This is a genomic window from Neolewinella aquimaris, from assembly GCF_014197245.1.
In the GTDB taxonomy this organism is placed as follows: domain Bacteria; phylum Bacteroidota; class Bacteroidia; order Chitinophagales; family Saprospiraceae; genus Neolewinella; species Neolewinella aquimaris.
The window spans coordinates 792,753-810,779 of sequence record NZ_JACIFF010000001.1 but is presented as its reverse complement, the minus strand read 5'-3'; the positions used below and the strand labels follow the sequence as shown (position 1 = coordinate 810,779).

The following is an 18,027-nucleotide window of genomic DNA, read 5'->3' as shown; positions in this document are numbered from 1 at the left end:
GAGTTGTTGAAAGAAAGATGACCATGGCCTCAAACTAAGCCTTTTCCCGCATAGACCTTTACCCGATTCAAGCGAATGTCCTCCTGGGCCTGATTTGGGTCGGGAACCAGCGAAAGTGTTACGCCGGCGTTAATTAGGTTAATGTATAGTCTGAACTAGCTTACCTCTTCCTATCATCGTTGCTAGGTTTTAGTATTCAGCACAACAATTACGTGGCGCATTTGCGCCCTCACCCCAACAACCCCACCATGCGCACCTACCTTTACCTGTTAGTACTCATTTTTATTTCCACTTCCGGCGCCGCACAGATTCAGCGGGGCGACCGGCTTATAGTGCTTAACAATTCCAGCGGGCTGGTTCCTCCCAGTCCGGTCAGATTGGGCAATTTAAGTGTGGCGAAGGATCCCTTTACGGACCAAACCGAGGTGGGTTTAGGCTTCGACTTAACGGCGGGCTATGCCGTGCTCGACCGCGTACTCGTGGGGGCCGCCACCGGTGTAGGGGTGTCATCCCAGGATGGAGTTACCGGCAATTACTACTTAAATCCCTTTGCCCGCTACTACTTCCTGAACCGGCCCGACCTGGGCGTTTTCGGACAGGTGGGTACCAATATTGGTAGATATGGCAACAATCACTCTGCCCTGAACAGGCTTGACCTCGAAGCCGGTTTGCAGATACCGATTGCCGAGGGACTGCTACTTACCCCGGCGATTAGTTATTTCGCCACATCTGGCAGGAACATGGTTAGCCTGGGGGCCGGCCTTGAGTTGTTGCTCACCCCGAGTACGGAAGGCAAGAAACCGGTAGGGAACTTTAAAAAGGGGACCATTGCTTTAGGCGGTCAGAATGGTTGGGTAAGAAGACGGAGAAGAATCATCGACCTTAACGTACAGGTCGGAGGACAGTACTTTTTAACCGACCGGTTAGCGGGCGGTGTTCAACTAGGTCTTATGTTCGGACGATTCGCCGTGCCCGATAATGCAAACGCAGTCCGCCCCGCAAACAGTTACGTGGGTGTAGACATTGGAGCGGGAGTGCGCTACTACCTGACGCAACAAAAACGCCTGGTCTGGTTCTTGGACGGCGGGGCCGGTCACATGCGCCAATGGTACAAATCCGCAGTCAACCCCGAAACCTCTGCGACCAACAGCACTTACCTCAGCGTAGGCGGTGGTGCCCAGTACTTCTTGCGGGACAACGTAGCCCTGGAAGTCACCCCACAGCTACGCACCTACCTTTCCGACGATCGACCGGACCGCAGGACCAGCACGGGCATCAATTTCGGGTTCCGGGTAATGCTCGAGTAACGTTTCATTGCACCCGCGCGCCGCCGCCCCCGTGTGCCGCTGCTCTATTACTCCTCGTACCGGTATTTTCGAGCTATGGAAGAGCAACCGGGTTTTAAGAGTGAACGGACCACCGTGCGCCGGGTCCCGAAGCGTGCGCACTACGATGCGGCGACGGTCTACGGCGTCCTGGACGCGAATTTCGTGGGGCAGGTGGCCTTTCAGTTGGAGGGGCAGCCGTTTCAGGTACCCATGCTGTACGGGAGAGAAGGGAATGTGCTGTACCTGCACGGCTCGAAGAAAAGTCGGATTTATCAGACCCTGGCGGAGGGCATCCCGTGCTCTCTGGGGGTGACCCTGGTGGATGGGATTGTCGTGGCGCGATCGGCGGTTTCACCATTCGGTCAACTACCGTTCGGTGGTCGTGTTCGGGCGATGTGCGCCCGTGGAGGATGCCAACGAGAAGTTGGCGGTTTTTGAACGGTTTACGGATGCAATTGTACCCGGGCGCTGGGCCGAGTGCCGTCCGATCAACGAAAAAGAGGCGAACGTGACCGGTATTTTGGCCCTGACCATCGAGGATGCCTCGGCGAAGATTCGGACCGGGGGGGCCGTGGACGATGCGGAGGATTACGAGCTGCCGATCTGGGCGGGGGTGGTGCCGATCGTGACGACCTACGGGGAGCCGGTGGGGGATGAGAAGATGCGGGGGGAGTGGGAGGTGCCGGGGAGTGTGCGGGGGTTGGGGGAGAAGTGAGGTTAACTCAATCTACAATTTCCAATCTCTTACCTAATCCCACCTCGACAATTTTACGGAGAGTCTTGTAACCAATGTCCGATTTGCTGGACTCAATCTTGCTGATGTAAGATTTTGAGGTACCTACTCGGTTCGCCAGTGCTTCCTGGGTAAGTCCTGCGGATATGCGGGCCTGCTTGAGCTGCCTACCGAGGGTATAGGCACTATCGTGATTCTTATCAATAACGCTATTCTCGTAGAGGACCATAGGATCTATATCAAGGGCGACGGTAACGATTTCATCCAGTAGTTTCACATCCATGGTTATAGCTGGCCAGGTAAGGGTTCCGTTTTCGACTACCACTTTGCCGACTTTTTCGACATCATATAGTTCCGCCGTCAGGTCGTCCTTGCCGGGTTTCCACTGGTCCAGTAGCTTGCTCAAATCGATGCTTCGGTACTCCCCATTGCTGAACACACAGGTGACGCTGTGTCCCGTTACCTCAATGATTTTCAGTATATCGACTATTGGTCTCATCTTATTAGGGGTGGATTTAAGCGGTTAAAGAGTTCACTTAGTGCCCTTTCGTTCTCTCTTCCCCACCGTGCTACTATTTTCAATTTACGTTTTGGTAAGCTGCCATTCATGACTTTCATTGTAGCGATTTCGATTTGCGCTTTGTACTCGGCAAAAACGACATGGAAGTGGGGTGGAGGGTGATCGTTCATGAACATCTGAACTTTAACTCCATCGAGAGTACATAGAAGCGGCATAAAAGTTATCTGATGAGATAACAAATATAGTAAAGGGTTGTTGCTTGACTACGTCACAAACATCCATTAGTGAACTGTTTTACTTTAGGCATGAAGCAATATATTAGTCGTAGCTGCGGGCTATTGCACTCCTCTCCACTAATCTGACTTTTCACACTACTGAGTAAGTTGCTGTTATCGGTCTAGCAATCCATCCAACATTACCCTCAGCCGCGGGTCCGAAGGACGGGCAACGAAGCCATTAACGATTCGCCCCCGATCGTCAATGAGCATGTAGTGAGGAATTGCGGTGATGCCGTGCATCTTGGCGAAAGCCGATCTCATACCGTCGTACATGATGGAATTGTGCCAGTCCATGCCGAACTGTTCCATCCTGTTTTTCCACTGCGGAACACCGGACAAGTTATCTAGCGAGACCGAGTAAACGGCCAGGTTCTTTTCCGCGTACGTTTCACCTATTTCTTTGAGAAAGGGCATCTCGCTCAAGCAGGGTTGACACCAGGATGCCCAGAAGTCTATGTAGATGTACCTACCCTTCAGGGAATCCAGGAAATCAACCGATTCACCGGCGGCATTATAAGTATTTGCCATCCGAAATGAATCACGGGAATGCTCACTGACGACCACATCGGTCGGAATGCGATCCTGATCGGTCAGTTCTTCCAGCGGCAAATCTCGGACCGTTATCAAGTCATTCGTGTGCCCGCTGCAATCAAGTTCGGGAATATGGATAAAAGTTGACTCCGTAGTAATCTCGTCTCCACTGCCGGATACCGATCCACGCCGCAGAATGCGTCCTTCGGGATGAAACATCAGCACGAACTGGCCGTCTAACGCCAACTGCTCACTGTGCTGGACTGATTTATCTAGAGTAAGGTAGTGAGTGTAGGTAGGACGCTTGGAGTGCACCGCCTTTAGGTCGTACCGAAATCCATCGGGCGCGGTGTAGTTCTTATTCCTTTTCCAATCCGTCCGCGAAAGACCAGACAAGCCCTTTTCCCTTACGGGCATCTTCAGGTAGGTGGACAGGAGCTTGTCGTGGATGAAAGTGCTGCCGCCAAATTGGATCTGCTTCAAAAGCGTTAGTCCGCTCACCGATTTGAAGTACACAACAACGGTATCGACGCACACAAAACTCTCTACGTAAAACGTATCCAACTCCGCCGGCGGAATGCCGTAGCTGCTGGCCTGGCTCTTTTGAAATGAGCTTACTTCCGGGTCATGATCGTATGACTTGGAGCGTACCATGCCACGGAAGAGTTCCTCCCTTTGCGCGCCGAGCGGAGCGGTAAGCAGTATCAATAGGGTGATTACCGAACTATAAACTCGAATTGCCATGGTGACAATATAGGGCGGCATACTTATAATTGAACCGTGTTGCTCTACCGATCCCGCCGATTCACCAAAAAATAAAAATACACCCCACCCAGCGCATAAAATGCATAATCAACCGTATCCCGTTGAAAGCCGTCCTGGTAGAGGGGATAAATTTCCTCAAATACTACGGCAAGTAAGATTGTAGCTACCGCAGTCCCCAATAAAGTCAGTCGCGGTACCCGGAACACCAACTGCCATTCCTCCTGCCACAATCCCAGCAGGATTGGCGCTACGCAGAAGGGGTCTAAGTAGTTATCCAGCAGGGGGATATTAACTCCCATTAAGCGTTGTAGTATTTGGTGTGCGGCGAACAGGAGCACGGCAGCCCACCACCAGGGATTTCGGAATACACTCATAGTACGGCAAAAAATGCGATGACCAGTCCCAGTAAGATCACCGGCGACAGCGCAAACAGTACGATAATACCGAGCAGACGTATACCGATTTTCGCGAATCCCACCAGAAAGGGGTCCTCGGCGTTGATCGTCGCCAGGTTGTTCCACCACTCGTAGGTCTCGGCGGCCTTGTCGCCCAGTGCCTTGGTGGTAGAGGGACTGTCGGAGGGTTGCGGAGTTGGGTTGGGGGGCGGGGGCGCGGGTTCCATGCTACTACTACGGCTGGGCGGGGGGAAGGTTTTTGGTGGGGGTGGCGATTTTACGGGGGGGTGACGGCGGCTGATTATTTTGCGGGAGCGCAGGAGCAAGGTAATTTTTCTACCTTGCCGGCCATGATTACCGGACCCGGAAAATCCCTGGTCGATGCCATCTGGGACCACTTCGCCAACGGCGGACTTACGAATGCCCTCACCGTTATCGAGCAGTTTACCTACCTGATGTTTTTACGGCGGCTGGACGAGCAGCAGGTCAACGAAGAGTAGAAAATTAACCTACTCGGGATAACCGTAGAAGCACTCATACCGATTTCCTGCGCACCGCGCCCCTGCGGGCCGATCAGATGACCTTCATCGACAACATCATCCGCTACCTCACCCAGAATGGTATGGTAGACCCCAAGTTGCTCTTCGAGGCACTCTTTACCGACCAGCACGATCAGGGGCTATTGGGGGTATTCGACACCGCGGCCAGTCAGCGCATCGTAAAAATTTTTGCGGGAGGTGAATGATCTAGTCGTCGGCCGACCGAGGCACGAGGCTCGTCCGCCGACTGGATTACTTAGGTTAATGTTCTCCTCCTAACGCGCCGCCCAGTAGGCCTACTAGGCGGACGAGCTTAGGCTCGGCCGACGGGGGCCGACCGAGGCACGAGGCCCGTCCGCCGACTAGATCATACTTAGGTTGATGTTAACCTCCTAACGCACCGCCCGGTGGGCCTACTCGGCGGACGAGCTTAGGCTCGGCCGACGAGGGCCGACCGAGGCACGAGGCTCGTCCGCCGACTAGATACGTACTTAGGTTGATGTTCTCCTCCTAACGCGCCGCCCAGTAGGCCTACTCGGCGGACGAGCTTAGACTCGGCCGACGAGGGCCGACCGAGACTCCTCCGTCGACTAAACCATAAAGGCTATACCCCCACATAATTTTCCAACCCCATTCCCACGTTCTTACCAAAATTGCTTTTGCAATTTTCCTAACCCCCCCCCCAATCCGCCGCCCCGTATGAATGTTTGTGCTCGTAGTTGTCTTACGTTCTTGTTTGTTGCCCTCTTCACCTTTTTGTACGGTCAATTTCCCGCCTTTACGGATGGGGTGATTGACATGAACCAGCGTCCCCGGTTGAGGGCCCATTTCGGGGTGCCGAACTTCTATCCGGGAGACGCTCCCGGAAGCTTCTACTACAGCTTCCGTGATTTCGATCCCAATGGCATCTTCTACTTTGATGGCCGACAGTTGGATACCGTCGTGGCGGACGCCGGCCTCAACGGCCGCATCTCCGGGAGGTACGCCGGTGGTCTGATGCTTTATCGCGGCGAGGGCACCTGGAACACGGAGTTTACCTACCACCTCGATCCGACTACCTTCGATACCACGCGGTTGGTCGAGGGAAGGTTGCAGCACCTCCACACCTTCGCCGACGGCCGGAAATTGCTGGAGGACCGAATGCGCCTGTTCGCTATCGGGAACGACCCGTCCAGCCTGCGGGAATTACCCCGCGGGATGGGCGCCGGCAGCCCCCTTTACACCACGTTGGGGGACAGTTTTGTGTATGTTACCCTGGGCGGACTTGCCATCACTGACGGTACGTCCGACGGAACCCGACTTCTGTACGAAGACAGGAATAACCTAACCCAACTTATCCCCTCCGGCGAAAGAATCTATTTCGCCAATTATAACCGAGAGCTTTACGTAAGTGACGGAACCGTGGACGGAACCCGTCAAATCAGTTTTGACCACCTACCGGAAGAGCGGAGACCCTACTTCACCGGGACGAAACTATACGTAGTCCGGGGGGCTCTATTATTTAATGCTTTTCTGGCGAACGGGGAACGGGAACTCTGGCGCACCGACGGTACACCGGAGGGAACGTATGCCCTTGCTGCAGCTAATCCGGTACAATCGATCAGCACGGACTCCTTCCTAATTTTCCGTGCCGGATCGCCCGACTCGCCGCAACTATGGAGTAGTACGGGAGACTCACTCGGCACGCAGCTGCTCGTAGATCTAACGGGGCGGGAGATAAGCTACGACAAGTGGGGGGTGCAGCACATCGCTCAGTTGGAGGACGGTAGCCTGTACTTTTCTACCAACGAAAGCTACAAGGACGATTCCTTCTATTTTCTTAGCCCGACGGGAGAGCTGGAACGTATCGACGTACCGATTGATAAAAGTGGCAATGCTCCGACTTACCTACCGACCGCCACCCAACTGTTCGTAATCAATCGGCGATCCGATAAGGGGCTTTACGTGCATCGCCGGGGTACGGAAAAGCTCGATATGCTCGCTCCATTTACTCAACTGACCGGTAGCATAAAACTGGATGAAGGCATTGTGGTGACCGCTGCAGGGAAATTCGGGGGAATAAATGAAGACGTAGCTATTGTTTATTATAAAAATTCCGTTCGTATTTACCCCACCTTCCAGTCAGCAACCGCCGATACCGGCTGGCCCTCGCTGGAGACCGGGGCATTCGTACAATCCGGTGACCGGTTGTACGGTATAGGCGTCGACGAGGCGGTGGGAGAAGCTATCCTGAGTTTTAATCTCCTAAACGGGGAAACGCAAATTTATCAGGACCTGTACCCCCACACTGGAAGTGCCACCGTCGATGGACTTCGCGCCGGGGGAGACGCCGCCTACTTTGTTCACGGAGAGGTGGTGTATGGGTCGGCGACGGGTTGTCAGTACGAGCCGCTTTTCGCCGGAGATGCCTCTCTGCGTGTGAGTTCCTTGGAGGGTACCGATCGATCGGTGGTCTATGGCAGTCGCAATAACAAAGCTTACTACTTCACGGATGGTACGAAGGCCGGAACGCGCAAGCTTCCTCCACTGGCATATCCGGCTAAATCTCCGCTGCAGACCTTTGGCGATCATTTTTACTACCTCAGCGGTGAAGACGGAAGTGGTAACCTACCGGGACGCTTCCGGCTGATCCGGCTAGACGGACAAACCGGGGAGGCGACGGAAGTGATAAGTGTGGACGGTGGTCCGGGGCGGATACCCCACGGGTACTACCTCAAACCCATTATCGCTTCGACGGGGACGGCGCTCTATTTCCCCTGCTATAATCAGGGCAATTGGGAAATCTGGCGAAGTGACGGCTCGTCCGCCGGTACGAACTACTATGCGGATTTCTCGGGTATAGGACCAAATTTGTTTCCGTACGAAATGACGGGCTCGGTCGGCGTCGTGTCCTTTCGGTTGGCCGACGCCGACCGCGCCGCAGAAATTGCGGGTAGTTACTATATCCGGGAGGGGGAGGACATGCTGCCGATAAATACCAATTCATCGTGGTTTTGGTTCTCGCCCGTTCACATCGCCGGCACGACTTACTACACGGATCGGGATACGCTCTTCCGGGTTCCAACGGGAAGCCGTACGGCCCAACCGTTCGTAGAAATGACCGGAAAAGGGATCCAGGAACTGACCACGGTAGACGATACCACACTAATCTTTACCACTTTCAATTATGGAGCTTCCCTGTGGAGGGTTCATCTTCCTACCGGTGAGGTAACCCGGTTGATTGGTGGCCTCGACCGAGAGATCGTGTTTCCGAAATCGAATCTCACCGTACTCGACAGCCTGGTTTTTATTCTTCAAGAAAGCGGTGTAAGGAATCGGCCTCAAGTTGTGAATGTGCATACCGGCGATGTCCTTCAACCGTACCTCTCAAAATACGAAGTTTCCGCTATCGTCCGGGCCGGAAACCGCTTCGTATACATCAGCGGTGGTTCGATCTACGGTCGGGAAGTGTATGTGCTGGATTTCGGCCAGCATTCCCAGGGCAAGCCCACCGCCGTAGTTGAAACCAGACCCGACAAGCTCCCGATCTCCCTGTATCCCAATCCTATTGCGTCCGGAAGACCGCTGCAAATTGAATTGCCCGCCACGGACCGCTACCGCTATCAGCTACTCAGTTCCGACGGTCGGGCGGTGCAATCCGGTAATTTCATTGGGTCCACTACGTCCATCAATACTGCCGGATTATCCCCCGGCGTGTACTTTTTACGGATTCGGGGTGGAAGTAGCCGGGTCGGGGGAACGGTGCGTGTACTGATCGTGGGGGGATAGTTTTCGTAGGGGAGGACCCTGCATTACGGGATGTATGATCGCTTATATTTCATTAACATCGTTGCAGCGGGACGGCTGAAGCCGTCGCTACTGACCGCATCGTCGCCCATTTTCTTTTTGCGGGGACGCGGGTGCAGGGCCTCATCGGCGCAAGGCGCAGCAAGGAAAGGATGAGCCCTTCTAGGGCGACCCTGGTAGACGGGCAGTGCAGGGTGGGCTCGGAAAAAGAAAAGGATGAGCCCTTCTAGGGCGACCCTGAAACATGGGCAGTGCAGGGTCGGCTTAGAAAGCCTCAACCTTGCATTCCCCCTTGTATGGCGACCTAGGTAGACGGGCAGTGCAGGGTGGGCTCGGAAAGAGAAAAGGATGAGCCCTTCAAGGGCGACCCTGAAACATGGGCAGTGCAGGGTCGGCTTAGAAAGCCTCAACCTTAAGTTAGGATGAGCCCTTCTAGGGCGACCCTGGAACTCAAGCAGTACTGGGTCGGCTTAGAAAGCCTCAACCTTGGATTATGGAGAGGGCTCCAACTAGAAAGAAGCAAATGTTTGCTCGTTGTCCGTTTTGCCCTGCTCCCGCGCGCCGCCGCCCTCGCCTTTTTTGCGGGAACGCAGGTGCAATGGCCGTTCAAGGCTAAGCGAGGCTCATGCCCGCTATAGAACAGTGGATCGGTCGCGGTCCTTGCCGGAGCGTACCGAACCTTGGTGTATCCAGCGACGTATGAAAGTTGAGTGTGGTCATCCTGAAGAGCGCTTCCAGCCTTCGCACGACCGCCGACTAAACCATAAAACTATAACCTCACATAATTTACCACCCTTGGTAAAACGTTCACAACAAAATTGCTTTTGCAATTTTACCTAAAGCCCCACCACCGATCAGCCACCCCAAATGAATGTTTGTGCACGTACCTGTTATTCAGGCCTGTTTGCCACGCCTACCGGCTCCCTGTATGGTCCATTGTCCACCTACACGGAAAGGGTGATCGACATCCAACCCGGTACGCCGATGCGGAATGGGTCGACGAAAAACGGGAGTCATTATTCCTCCGTAGTAACGGCTTGGAGGAAGGGTGTATTTGTATCCGATATCCTCCCTTCTTTTGCTTGCTGTTTTAAATACAAGATATGATGCACACCTACTCTTTTGATATTTTTGACACATTAATTTCGCGGAAATTAGCCAATGATAAGGGTGTTTTTGTTGCAATGAGAGAGAAACTCAGGGGAGTGACGGAATTGGAATTCCCTAATTACTTTATTGACGAATTCGTCAACCTGAGGATACATGCGCAAAAAGTAGCTAACAAGACATCTGCTTATCCTGAGATCACGCTTAGCGAGATATATACGGCTTTGGGATCAAATTTTCCCCAGTTTAGGACCGAGCACCTCGAACTGCTTCAAGCATTGGAAGAGGCTATCGAGATTGAAATTTGTTGTCCCATACCGGAGAATATTTCCAGAGTGATGGATATCATCGATTCTGGACACAACGTCCTGCTGATTTCGGATATGTATCTCAGTGAGGTCGTTATTATGAAGATGCTCAAAAGGGCTGACTCTCGCTTGTGTTCCCTACCCCTGTATTTGTCTTCTACACTGAAGATGCGCAAATCCGACGGAACTTTGTTTAGCCATGTCTGCAATGACCGGAAAATTCAGCCCTCGTCGCTTATCCATACTGGTGATAATTTCACCAGCGACTGTGTGATGGCTAAACGAACAGGGGTGAATTATCAATTTTACCAGGACTCCTTATTGAGTAAAATTGAAAAAAGTTACTTCAGGGAAGAACAGAATTTATTCCTGCAACTTTTTGTCGGTGCCAGCAAGCAAACACGGCTGCAGGGCTATGATTTAAAACCGTCTTACCGGCTCGGGGCAAGTTTCATGGGACCTATGTTTTATGGCTTCGTCCACGATTCGCTAAAACAGGCCGTTAACGAGGGGATTAAACGGCTCTACTTCCTGGCGCGTGATGGCTATCTGTTGAAAATTATTGCGGAAGAAATTATAGCCTGTTATAATTACAACATTGAAATTCGCTATTTATATACCTCTAGACAGTCGACTTATTTCGCGTCGATATTTTGCCTGACAAAGAGTAGCTTTCACTGGATATTCCAGGAGATGGATAATGTGATCACGTTTAACGTTGTCGCAAAACGTTTGCATTTAGAAGCAAGTGTACTGATGAATTATCTTGATGAAGATTTAAGGCAATCCCTTGTCAGCAACGGATTGGATAATCGACTCACCAATACATTAGTACAGCATTTACAAAACGAACTGCTGGGTAATACTACCCTCAAGGCCAAGGTCGAGTCAGCGGCAAAAAATTACCGCGAGGCTGTCGTTGGCTATTTCGAGCAGGAAGGGCTTCTACGGGACGAACGTATTGGTTTTATTGATATAGGGTGGAGGGGAACGCTCCAGGATGCTATATTCAGGATTCTAAAAAGTAAAAAACCTGATTTCAAACTGACATCCTACTATTTGGCGGTAACCTATTATAGTGCATATACTTCTCCAGAAAATAGAAAAGTGCCAGCCTATATGTTTCCGTCCACTAGGGCTGGAAGTGGGCCCATTCTTGAAATGATTTTGCAGTGTGAACATGGGACAACGCTACGTTACCAAAAAAATGATACCGGACAATTCGAGGCAGTACTAAAAGCCCCTTCTGTACATTTGGAGGAATGGGGGTTGGATGACTATAAAAAGGGTATCCGGACTTTTTCCCGTACGCTTAGTCAATCCTTAGTTGCCTATCCTAGCGTTGAGACCAATTATGCAGCGATTACCCCCATACTCATCGAGATGTTGGAGGATGCTACCCCAGAAGTGGCCGCTACGCTCGGGGATCTCTTCTATAGTGGTAATATCGAGGAATCCAATAGTCGTATATTTGCTCCGCCATTTAATGTTTTACAGGCATTAAGCTATATCATATCCAGTAGGAAGCAAAGAAATTCCTATACCCAGTGGTTTAACGGGTCTTACTCGCGGAGCCCATTACTTCCAAGAATGTTAATTCAGCTTGATCCCCGGCTCAACTTTCTGAATGTTATTAAGAAATACGTCAGCAGAGAAAAGTTGAGGGAAAAAAGGCAGTATGCAAAACGTTTCGTTCAGTTGCATTTAGGTTTTATCCGTAAATGATGGTGGGGTGCCCTTCGAAGAAAGCGCTCGTCAAATGTGGGGTCTTTAGGGGAGTAAGTCTGACAGCTTGACGGCTGAAGCCGTCGCTACTGGCCGCCTCCTTGATGATGTCTATTCCATCCGCTGCCGCTTGCTGAGCCCGCAGGCAAGTCAATTTGTAGGCCTAAATTTGGCCTACCCTACAACCCAGAAGCCCCGGCTTTCCGTAAATGACCCCATGAAGCAACTCTACTTTCTGTTCTTCGCTTTGCTTTCTTGCTCAATCCTCACTGCCCAGACCGTACACGGTCGCGTGGTGACCGACGACCGGAGTCCCGCCGTCGGAGCATACGTCCTGCGGCTCGGGTCGGAGCACCACACTCACACGAATGAACTGGGGCAATTCCGACTGGATAGCGTGCGGACAGGTGATTCCCTGCAGGTCTCTTACCTGGGGTTTAAAACCGCCATAATCGGTGTTACGAGCACTGATCAGGAGGTGAAAGTCATACTCCAAGAATCCTTTTTTAACCTGGCTGCTGTCACGGTGCGTCCCTCCCTCGCTTCCCTCGATGTGGTGGCGGATATCGACGCCCGCCTACGGCCGGTAAATTCGGCACAGGAGGTGCTGCGGCGGGTACCGGGCCTGCTGATCGGCCAGCACGCCGGCGGGGGAAAGGCCGAGCAAATATTTCTGCGGGGGTTCGACATCGACCACGGTACGGACGTGGCCATCAGCGTCGAGGGGATGCCGGTGAACAACGTTAGCCACGCCCACGGACAGGGATACGCCGACCTGCACTTCCTCATTCCCGAGACTATTGAAGAAATCGATTACGGCAAGGGGCCGTACTACGCCGACCGGGGCAATTTCGCTACGGCCGGATTCGTAGATTTCTCCCTCAAGGAGAAGCTTGATCAGTCGCTGGTAACCGCGGAAATGGGTTCCTTCAACACCCTGCGCACCGTAGGCCTCTTCGACCTGCTGAACCGGGAACGCAGCAATGCCTATTTCGCCACGGAGTATACGTTGTCGGACGGCCCCTTTGAATCCAGTCAACACTTCAGTCGCCTTAACCTGATGGGACGGTACACTGCGGAGCTGGAAAACGGTAGTAAAGTGTCCCTCCTGGCTTCCCACTTCGCCAGCAAGTGGGACGCGTCCGGTCAAATCCCCCTGCGGGCCGTCGAGAGCGGACGCATCGGACGGTTTGGGGCCATCGACGATACGGAGGGGGGCTTCACCAGTCGGAGCAATCTGATCGCGGAGTTTACGCGGGTCGTGGATCGAAGGACCTACGTCAAGACAAACGCATACTACAGCCGCTACGACTTCGAGTTGTATTCCAATTTCACCTTCTTCCTGGAGGACCCGGTGAACGGCGACCAAATTCGCCAGCTCGAGGACCGGCAAACCTTCGGCCTGACGTCGGAACTTAACAAAAGCTTCAATTTTGGTGGCGAGGAGAGCCGCCTAAAGGCCGGCATCGGGCTGCGGTACGACAACATCGATGGTAGCGAACTGAGCCGCACCAAGAACCGGCGGGAAGTACTCGAGCGACTACAGCTCGGGGATACCGACGAGACCAATCTATTCTCCTACGTCGGGGCCGACCTGGAGTTTGGCCGGTGGCTCATTAATCCGGCCGTACGTCTGGACCATTTTACCTTCGATTACGTCGACATGTTACAGCCCACCTACGACCGGCAGGAGCAGCGCAAGCTTGCCGTGAGCCCGAAGCTAAATTTTCTGTACACGGCGAGCAGTGACCTGCAACTGTACCTGAAAACCGGGATGGGTTTCCACGCCAACGATACGCGGGTGGTCATCGATCAGACGGCCGATAAAATTCTGCCCGCTGCCTACGGCGCCGATCTGGGCGGAATTTACCGGCCTACCGGTCGACTCTTCCTGAATGCCGCGCTCTGGTACCTCTTTCTGGAACAGGAGTTCGTGTACGTCGGAGATGCGGGTATCGTTGAGCCGAGTGGGGAGAGTCGCCGCATGGGAGTCGACCTGGGCCTCCGCTACCAATTTACCGACTGGCTCTTTGCCGATGCCGATATCAACTACGCCTTTGCCCGTAGCGTCAACGATCCGGAAGGAGCGAACTACATCCCCCTGGCGCCCGATCTGACGAGCACGGGCGGCGTGACAGTACTCCGCAGCCGGCTGTCCGGAGGGATTCGGTACCGCTACATCCGCGACCGGCCGGCCAACGAGGACAACTCCATTGTTGCCGATGGATACACCCTGATCGATGCGAATGCGAACTACCGCTTCGGTCCCGTTACCATCGGCTTAATCGTGGAAAACCTACTGGACGCCGACTGGCTCGAAACCCAGTTTGCCACGACGTCCCGCTTGTTCGAGGAACCCGCCGCCGTTGAGGAGATCCACTTTACTCCGGGGGCGCCCTTGTCCCTGCGGGGCGTGGTGCGCTACGGCTTCTAATCGGTTTGTTTACCGCTTCGGTCCGGCCGGTCGCTGTGGTCTGGCGGGTGGCGGAGAGTTGGGTCTGCCGGGAGGGGTATTGCGCGGCTTGGGCTTGTTTACGGGAGCGGGGCGGGCGGGCGTTGGCTTTTTCTTATCCTTGTCAGACATTGGGTAATGGTTTGGATAGGGTAAGGTAGGTAGCATTCGCGACAGGGAAGTGGCCACAATTTTGCCCCCCGCGCTTCGTAGGGGGGCGGGGGCAATCACGTGATACAGCCACGCGTGGGAAATATGAAGTATTATAGTGGACAGATAAACCGGACACTACAACAACACCATGCGAATACACCTACGCACAATACTTTTTCTAGCCCTCCTGAGCCTAGCGGGACCGCTCTGGAGCCAAACTCCCGTAACCATCACCATCGACGACCGCGAGCAGGTGGCCGAGATCGACGAGCGCTTTTCCTCCTACAACGTGGAAATGGCCGAGGTCGTAGGGGGCGATTTCTGGATCCCCTACGACCAGATGGATACCACGCAAACGTCCGATATCACGGCGGCGGGGGAGGTAGGGGAGAACAAGAACCGCTACCGCTACCGGTCACCCGTCGACCTGAGCAACCTACGCCTGCGCACGCTGGCCGAGGCCCTCTCCCCGGCCTTTATGCGCGTGAGCGGTTCGTGGGCCAACTACGTGTACTTTCAGGACAACGATTCCGCAAAACTAGAGAAAGCACCCGAAGGCTTCAAGAACGTGCTGACGCGCGAGGAATGGCGTGGGGTGCTCGACTTTGCGGAAGCTACCGGGGCCGATCTCATGACTTCCTTCGCAATTAGTCCCGGCACACGGGATGAAGACGGACGCTGGACGCCCGAACAGGCGCGACTACTCCTCGACTTCACCAAACAAGCCGGCGGAACGATCGAGGCCGTACAGTTTTTCAACGAGCCCAATATGCCGGAATACGCCGGTGCCCCGAAGGGGTACACCGCCCAGGATTTTGCCCAGGACGTAGCCGTCTTTACCGACTTCATCCACGAAGCGCTACCCGATGTACCGATTGCCGGTCCGGATGCAGTAGGAGAGGGCGGCCTGATGCCCGCCGGAATGAATATGCCGCTGTCGACCGACGCCCTGCTGTCGGCTTCGCCCAAACCCGATTTCGACATTTTCGCTTACCACCACTATGGCGGCGTGTCGCTGCGGTGCGCCCAGGCACCCCCCATGCACTCGCCGGTCGACAGTGCCCTGACCGATAACTGGCTCCATAAAACCCTGGGCACCTACGCATTCTACAAGAAGGAGCACGATCGCCACCTGCCCGAAACGCCCATCTGGCTCACCGAGACCGCCGAGGCGGCCTGTGGCGGCAATCCCTGGGCGGCCGAATACATCGACGTCTTCCGCTACCTCTCCCAGATGGGACTGCTGGCCCGGGAGGACGTCAAGATCATCATGCACAATACCCTCACGGCCAGTGAGTACGGAATCCTCGACCAGGCGACCCACACGCCCCGCCCCAACTACTGGGCGGCCCTGCTGTGGCGTCAGCTGATGGGCACGCGAGTGTACGATCCCGGTGTAGACGGCGGCCGCCTGGGAGTTTACCTGCACAGCCACCGGGACAACCCCGACGGCAAAACCCTGCTGCTGATCAATCCGACTGACGCTCCGATCACCGTCGACCTGCCCGCCGCGTCACGCGCCTTCGTCCTCACTTCCGACGACCTCCGGAGCAAGACCGTTTACCTCAACGGGGAAGAACTGACGCTTACGGCGAACGATCAGTTGCCGGAAATAACCGGGAAGCCCGCAGCGGCCGGTGCGGTGGAATTGCCGGCCTACGGGGTTGGGTTTTACGTGTTTTCGGACAACTAGGATGGAACGGCGGATTCGGTGACGTAGGCAGGCGGGTCTCCGTATCAAAAAGGGGTGTCGAGCGATTCATCTTCGCCCCAATGACACGGAATGCGCTTTAGCCGCCACACCATTTGGGTAGCTTGGGAATCCCCCGCTACAACCCGCTGACCATGTATAAACGGACCCTATACCTCCTCGCCGCGATCCTCGTTCTCGCACCGTCGCTCGTGCGCGCACAACAACCCAACGTGATCCTCATCTACGCCGACGACCTCGGCCGGGGCCTGCTGGGCACCTACGGACAGCGAATCATCAGCACCCCCCACATCGACCGGCTGGCCCGGGCAGGCATGCGCTTCGAGCGGGCGTACGGGGCTACCTATTGCGCACCCGCCCGCATGAGTCTGCTCACCGGCCGCCACGACGTCCGCAACCTGCCCTGGCAACGGGTCACGAAAGCTGGCATCTTCAAGGAACTAGACCGTAAGCTCTCGCTGGACCAGATCGTGGAGCGGGTGGAAGCCACCGTTGCCCCGGCCCCTGCCGACGAGGTGTTTCTCGGTCAGGTCGCCCAGCAAGCGGGCTACGTTACCGCCCAGTTCGGCAAGCTGGAGTGGGGCTTCGCAACTACCCCCGCCCGACTGGAGCGCCACGGCTGGGACCACCACTTCGGCTACTACGACCACGAGCGCTGCCACGGCTTCTACCCGCCCTTCCTCTTCGAGAACGGCGAGAAAGTCGAAATCCCCGGCAACACCCATGTGGACTGCGCAAAAACGAAGGAGAGCAACTCCCCCGAAGCCTACCGCGACCGCTGGGATATGACGGGCAAGGCCGTCTACTCCGAGCACCTGATCGTGGACAAGATGCTGGGCTTTCTCGATGATCACCACCCGCGGAAAACCGGCAAGCCCTTCTTCGTTTTCTTTCCTACCCAGCTGCCCCACGGCCCAATCATGGTGCCCGAGGTACATCCCGACTTTCGCGACCACCCCGAACTGACTGAGCTGGAAAAAGAGTACGCCAGTATGGTGAAAATGCTCGACGACGACGTCGGCCGCATCCACCAAAAACTGGAGGAGATGAACGAACTCGATAATACCATTATCGTCTTCACCTCCGACAACGGCCACGAGATCTACTACGCCGCCGAGGGGCGCACCTCGAAGGGCAAAACCGACCTGGCCGGCAACCGATTCGACCAGGTGAAGACGCGTTTCACCACGGCCGCCATCGGGGACGTTTTTGACGGCAACGACGGCATGTCGGGCCACAAGCGCTCCAACTGGGAGGGCGGCACGCGGGTGCCTCTGTTTTGGTACTGGAAGGGTCACATCGCACCACATTCAGTGAGCGAGCAAATGGTCAGCAACTACGACTTCCTCAATACCCTGGCGGAGATCATCGGGCAGCCACCCGTGGAAAATAAGGATGGGGTTTCCTACGCGGGTACCCTCTTCGGCCGGGAGTCCGTCCCGCGCACTTACACCGTCACCTCTTCCATGATGGGCCCGGCCATCGTCACCCACGAGGGCTGGAAGCTCCGCTACGTGCGCGCCCACGACCTGTATCAGCTGTACTGCCTGCCGGACGACTACTCCGAACAACACGATTTGGCGGGGACGCAGGAGCAACGGGTTTCCGAATTAAAAGCCATCCTCCTGGACAAGTGCGGCGGCGACCTCACCAACGGGCTGGGGCCGGAGCAGCTGCCGGGGCAAGTGCATTAGGG

15 protein-coding genes and 1 pseudogene are annotated in these 18,027 nt (G+C 54.9%); 11 read left to right on the top strand and 5 right to left on the bottom strand.

Annotation, left to right across the window (positions count from 1 at the left end):
• Positions 1 to 248: 248 nt before the first annotated feature.
• From GGR28_RS03185 to GGR28_RS18975, 4 genes and pseudogenes are all read left to right on the top strand, one after another.
• Positions 249 to 1,307, top strand: coding sequence for a hypothetical protein (locus GGR28_RS03185; RefSeq protein ID WP_183494263.1), 1,059 nt, complete (start codon positions 249 to 251; stop codon positions 1,305 to 1,307).
• Between the two features lie 75 nt (positions 1,308 to 1,382).
• On the top strand, positions 1,383 to 1,766 hold the full coding sequence (locus tag GGR28_RS03180) for a pyridoxamine 5'-phosphate oxidase family protein (protein ID WP_183494262.1): 384 nt from the start codon (positions 1,383 to 1,385) through the stop codon (positions 1,764 to 1,766).
• Positions 1,732 to 1,821: pseudogene (locus GGR28_RS19440) on the top strand (pyridoxamine 5'-phosphate oxidase family protein); the annotation flags it as partial. The gene GGR28_RS03180 and the pseudogene GGR28_RS19440, both read left to right, overlap by 35 nt.
• Before the next feature lie 15 nt (positions 1,822 to 1,836).
• The gene (locus GGR28_RS18975) at positions 1,837 to 2,043 is read left to right on the top strand and encodes a hypothetical protein (protein ID WP_246416193.1); all 207 of its coding nucleotides are present in this window, start codon (positions 1,837 to 1,839) and stop codon (positions 2,041 to 2,043) included.
• Positions 2,044 to 2,050: 7 nt separating this feature from the next.
• On the opposite strand, the gene GGR28_RS03170 is transcribed toward GGR28_RS18975, so the two are convergent.
• The 5 genes from GGR28_RS03170 to GGR28_RS03150 all read right to left on the bottom strand — a co-directional run bounded on the left by GGR28_RS03170 (position 2,051) and on the right by GGR28_RS03150 (position 4,777).
• Positions 2,051 to 2,560 carry a helix-turn-helix domain-containing protein gene (locus tag GGR28_RS03170; RefSeq protein ID WP_183494260.1) on the bottom strand — a complete coding sequence of 170 codons (510 nt, stop codon included), beginning with the start codon at positions 2,558 to 2,560 and terminating at the stop codon, positions 2,051 to 2,053.
• The gene (locus GGR28_RS19435; RefSeq protein WP_406603755.1) at positions 2,557 to 2,796 is read right to left on the bottom strand and encodes a DUF4160 domain-containing protein; all 240 of its coding nucleotides are present in this window, start codon (positions 2,794 to 2,796) and stop codon (positions 2,557 to 2,559) included. Before GGR28_RS19435 ends, GGR28_RS03170 begins: the two co-directional genes overlap by 4 nt.
• 174 nt (positions 2,797 to 2,970) lie before the next feature.
• The gene (locus GGR28_RS03160; protein ID WP_183494258.1) at positions 2,971 to 4,134 is read right to left on the bottom strand and encodes a TlpA family protein disulfide reductase; all 1,164 of its coding nucleotides are present in this window, start codon (positions 4,132 to 4,134) and stop codon (positions 2,971 to 2,973) included.
• A 44-nt stretch (positions 4,135 to 4,178) separates the two neighbouring features.
• Positions 4,179 to 4,454: a hypothetical protein gene (locus tag GGR28_RS03155; RefSeq protein ID WP_183494257.1), complete on the bottom strand. Its 276-nt coding sequence runs from the start codon at positions 4,452 to 4,454 to the stop codon at positions 4,179 to 4,181.
• 71 nt (positions 4,455 to 4,525) lie between these two features.
• Positions 4,526 to 4,777 carry a hypothetical protein gene (locus GGR28_RS03150; RefSeq protein WP_183494256.1) on the bottom strand — a complete coding sequence of 84 codons (252 nt, stop codon included), beginning with the start codon at positions 4,775 to 4,777 and terminating at the stop codon, positions 4,526 to 4,528.
• Between the two features lie 123 nt (positions 4,778 to 4,900).
• Between GGR28_RS03150 and GGR28_RS03145 the strand changes: the two genes are divergently transcribed.
• From GGR28_RS03145 to GGR28_RS03115, 7 genes are all read left to right on the top strand, one after another.
• A complete protein-coding gene (locus GGR28_RS03145) occupies positions 4,901 to 5,050 on the top strand; it encodes a type I restriction-modification system subunit M N-terminal domain-containing protein (RefSeq protein WP_183494255.1) in 150 nt (49 codons plus the stop codon).
• A gap of 47 nt (positions 5,051 to 5,097) precedes the next feature.
• Entirely contained in the window at positions 5,098 to 5,295 is a 198-nt protein-coding gene (locus GGR28_RS03140) for a type I restriction-modification enzyme R subunit C-terminal domain-containing protein (protein ID WP_406603754.1), read from the top strand.
• A gap of 526 nt (positions 5,296 to 5,821) precedes the next feature.
• Positions 5,822 to 8,857, top strand: coding sequence for a T9SS type A sorting domain-containing protein (locus tag GGR28_RS03135; RefSeq protein ID WP_183494253.1), 3,036 nt, complete (start codon positions 5,822 to 5,824; stop codon positions 8,855 to 8,857).
• A gap of 1,121 nt (positions 8,858 to 9,978) precedes the next feature.
• Positions 9,979 to 12,015 carry an HAD family hydrolase gene (locus tag GGR28_RS03130; protein ID WP_183494252.1) on the top strand — a complete coding sequence of 679 codons (2,037 nt, stop codon included), beginning with the start codon at positions 9,979 to 9,981 and terminating at the stop codon, positions 12,013 to 12,015.
• Positions 12,016 to 12,232: 217 nt separating this feature from the next.
• Positions 12,233 to 14,449, top strand: coding sequence for a TonB-dependent receptor (locus GGR28_RS03125; RefSeq protein WP_183494251.1), 2,217 nt, complete (start codon positions 12,233 to 12,235; stop codon positions 14,447 to 14,449).
• A gap of 319 nt (positions 14,450 to 14,768) precedes the next feature.
• Entirely contained in the window at positions 14,769 to 16,313 is a 1,545-nt protein-coding gene (locus GGR28_RS03120; RefSeq protein ID WP_183494250.1) for a hypothetical protein, read from the top strand.
• 152 nt (positions 16,314 to 16,465) lie between these two features.
• Positions 16,466 to 18,025 (top strand): sulfatase-like hydrolase/transferase, encoded by a 1,560-nt coding sequence (locus GGR28_RS03115; RefSeq protein ID WP_183494249.1) that lies wholly within the window; start codon positions 16,466 to 16,468, stop codon positions 18,023 to 18,025.
• Positions 18,026 to 18,027 lie beyond the last annotated feature (2 nt).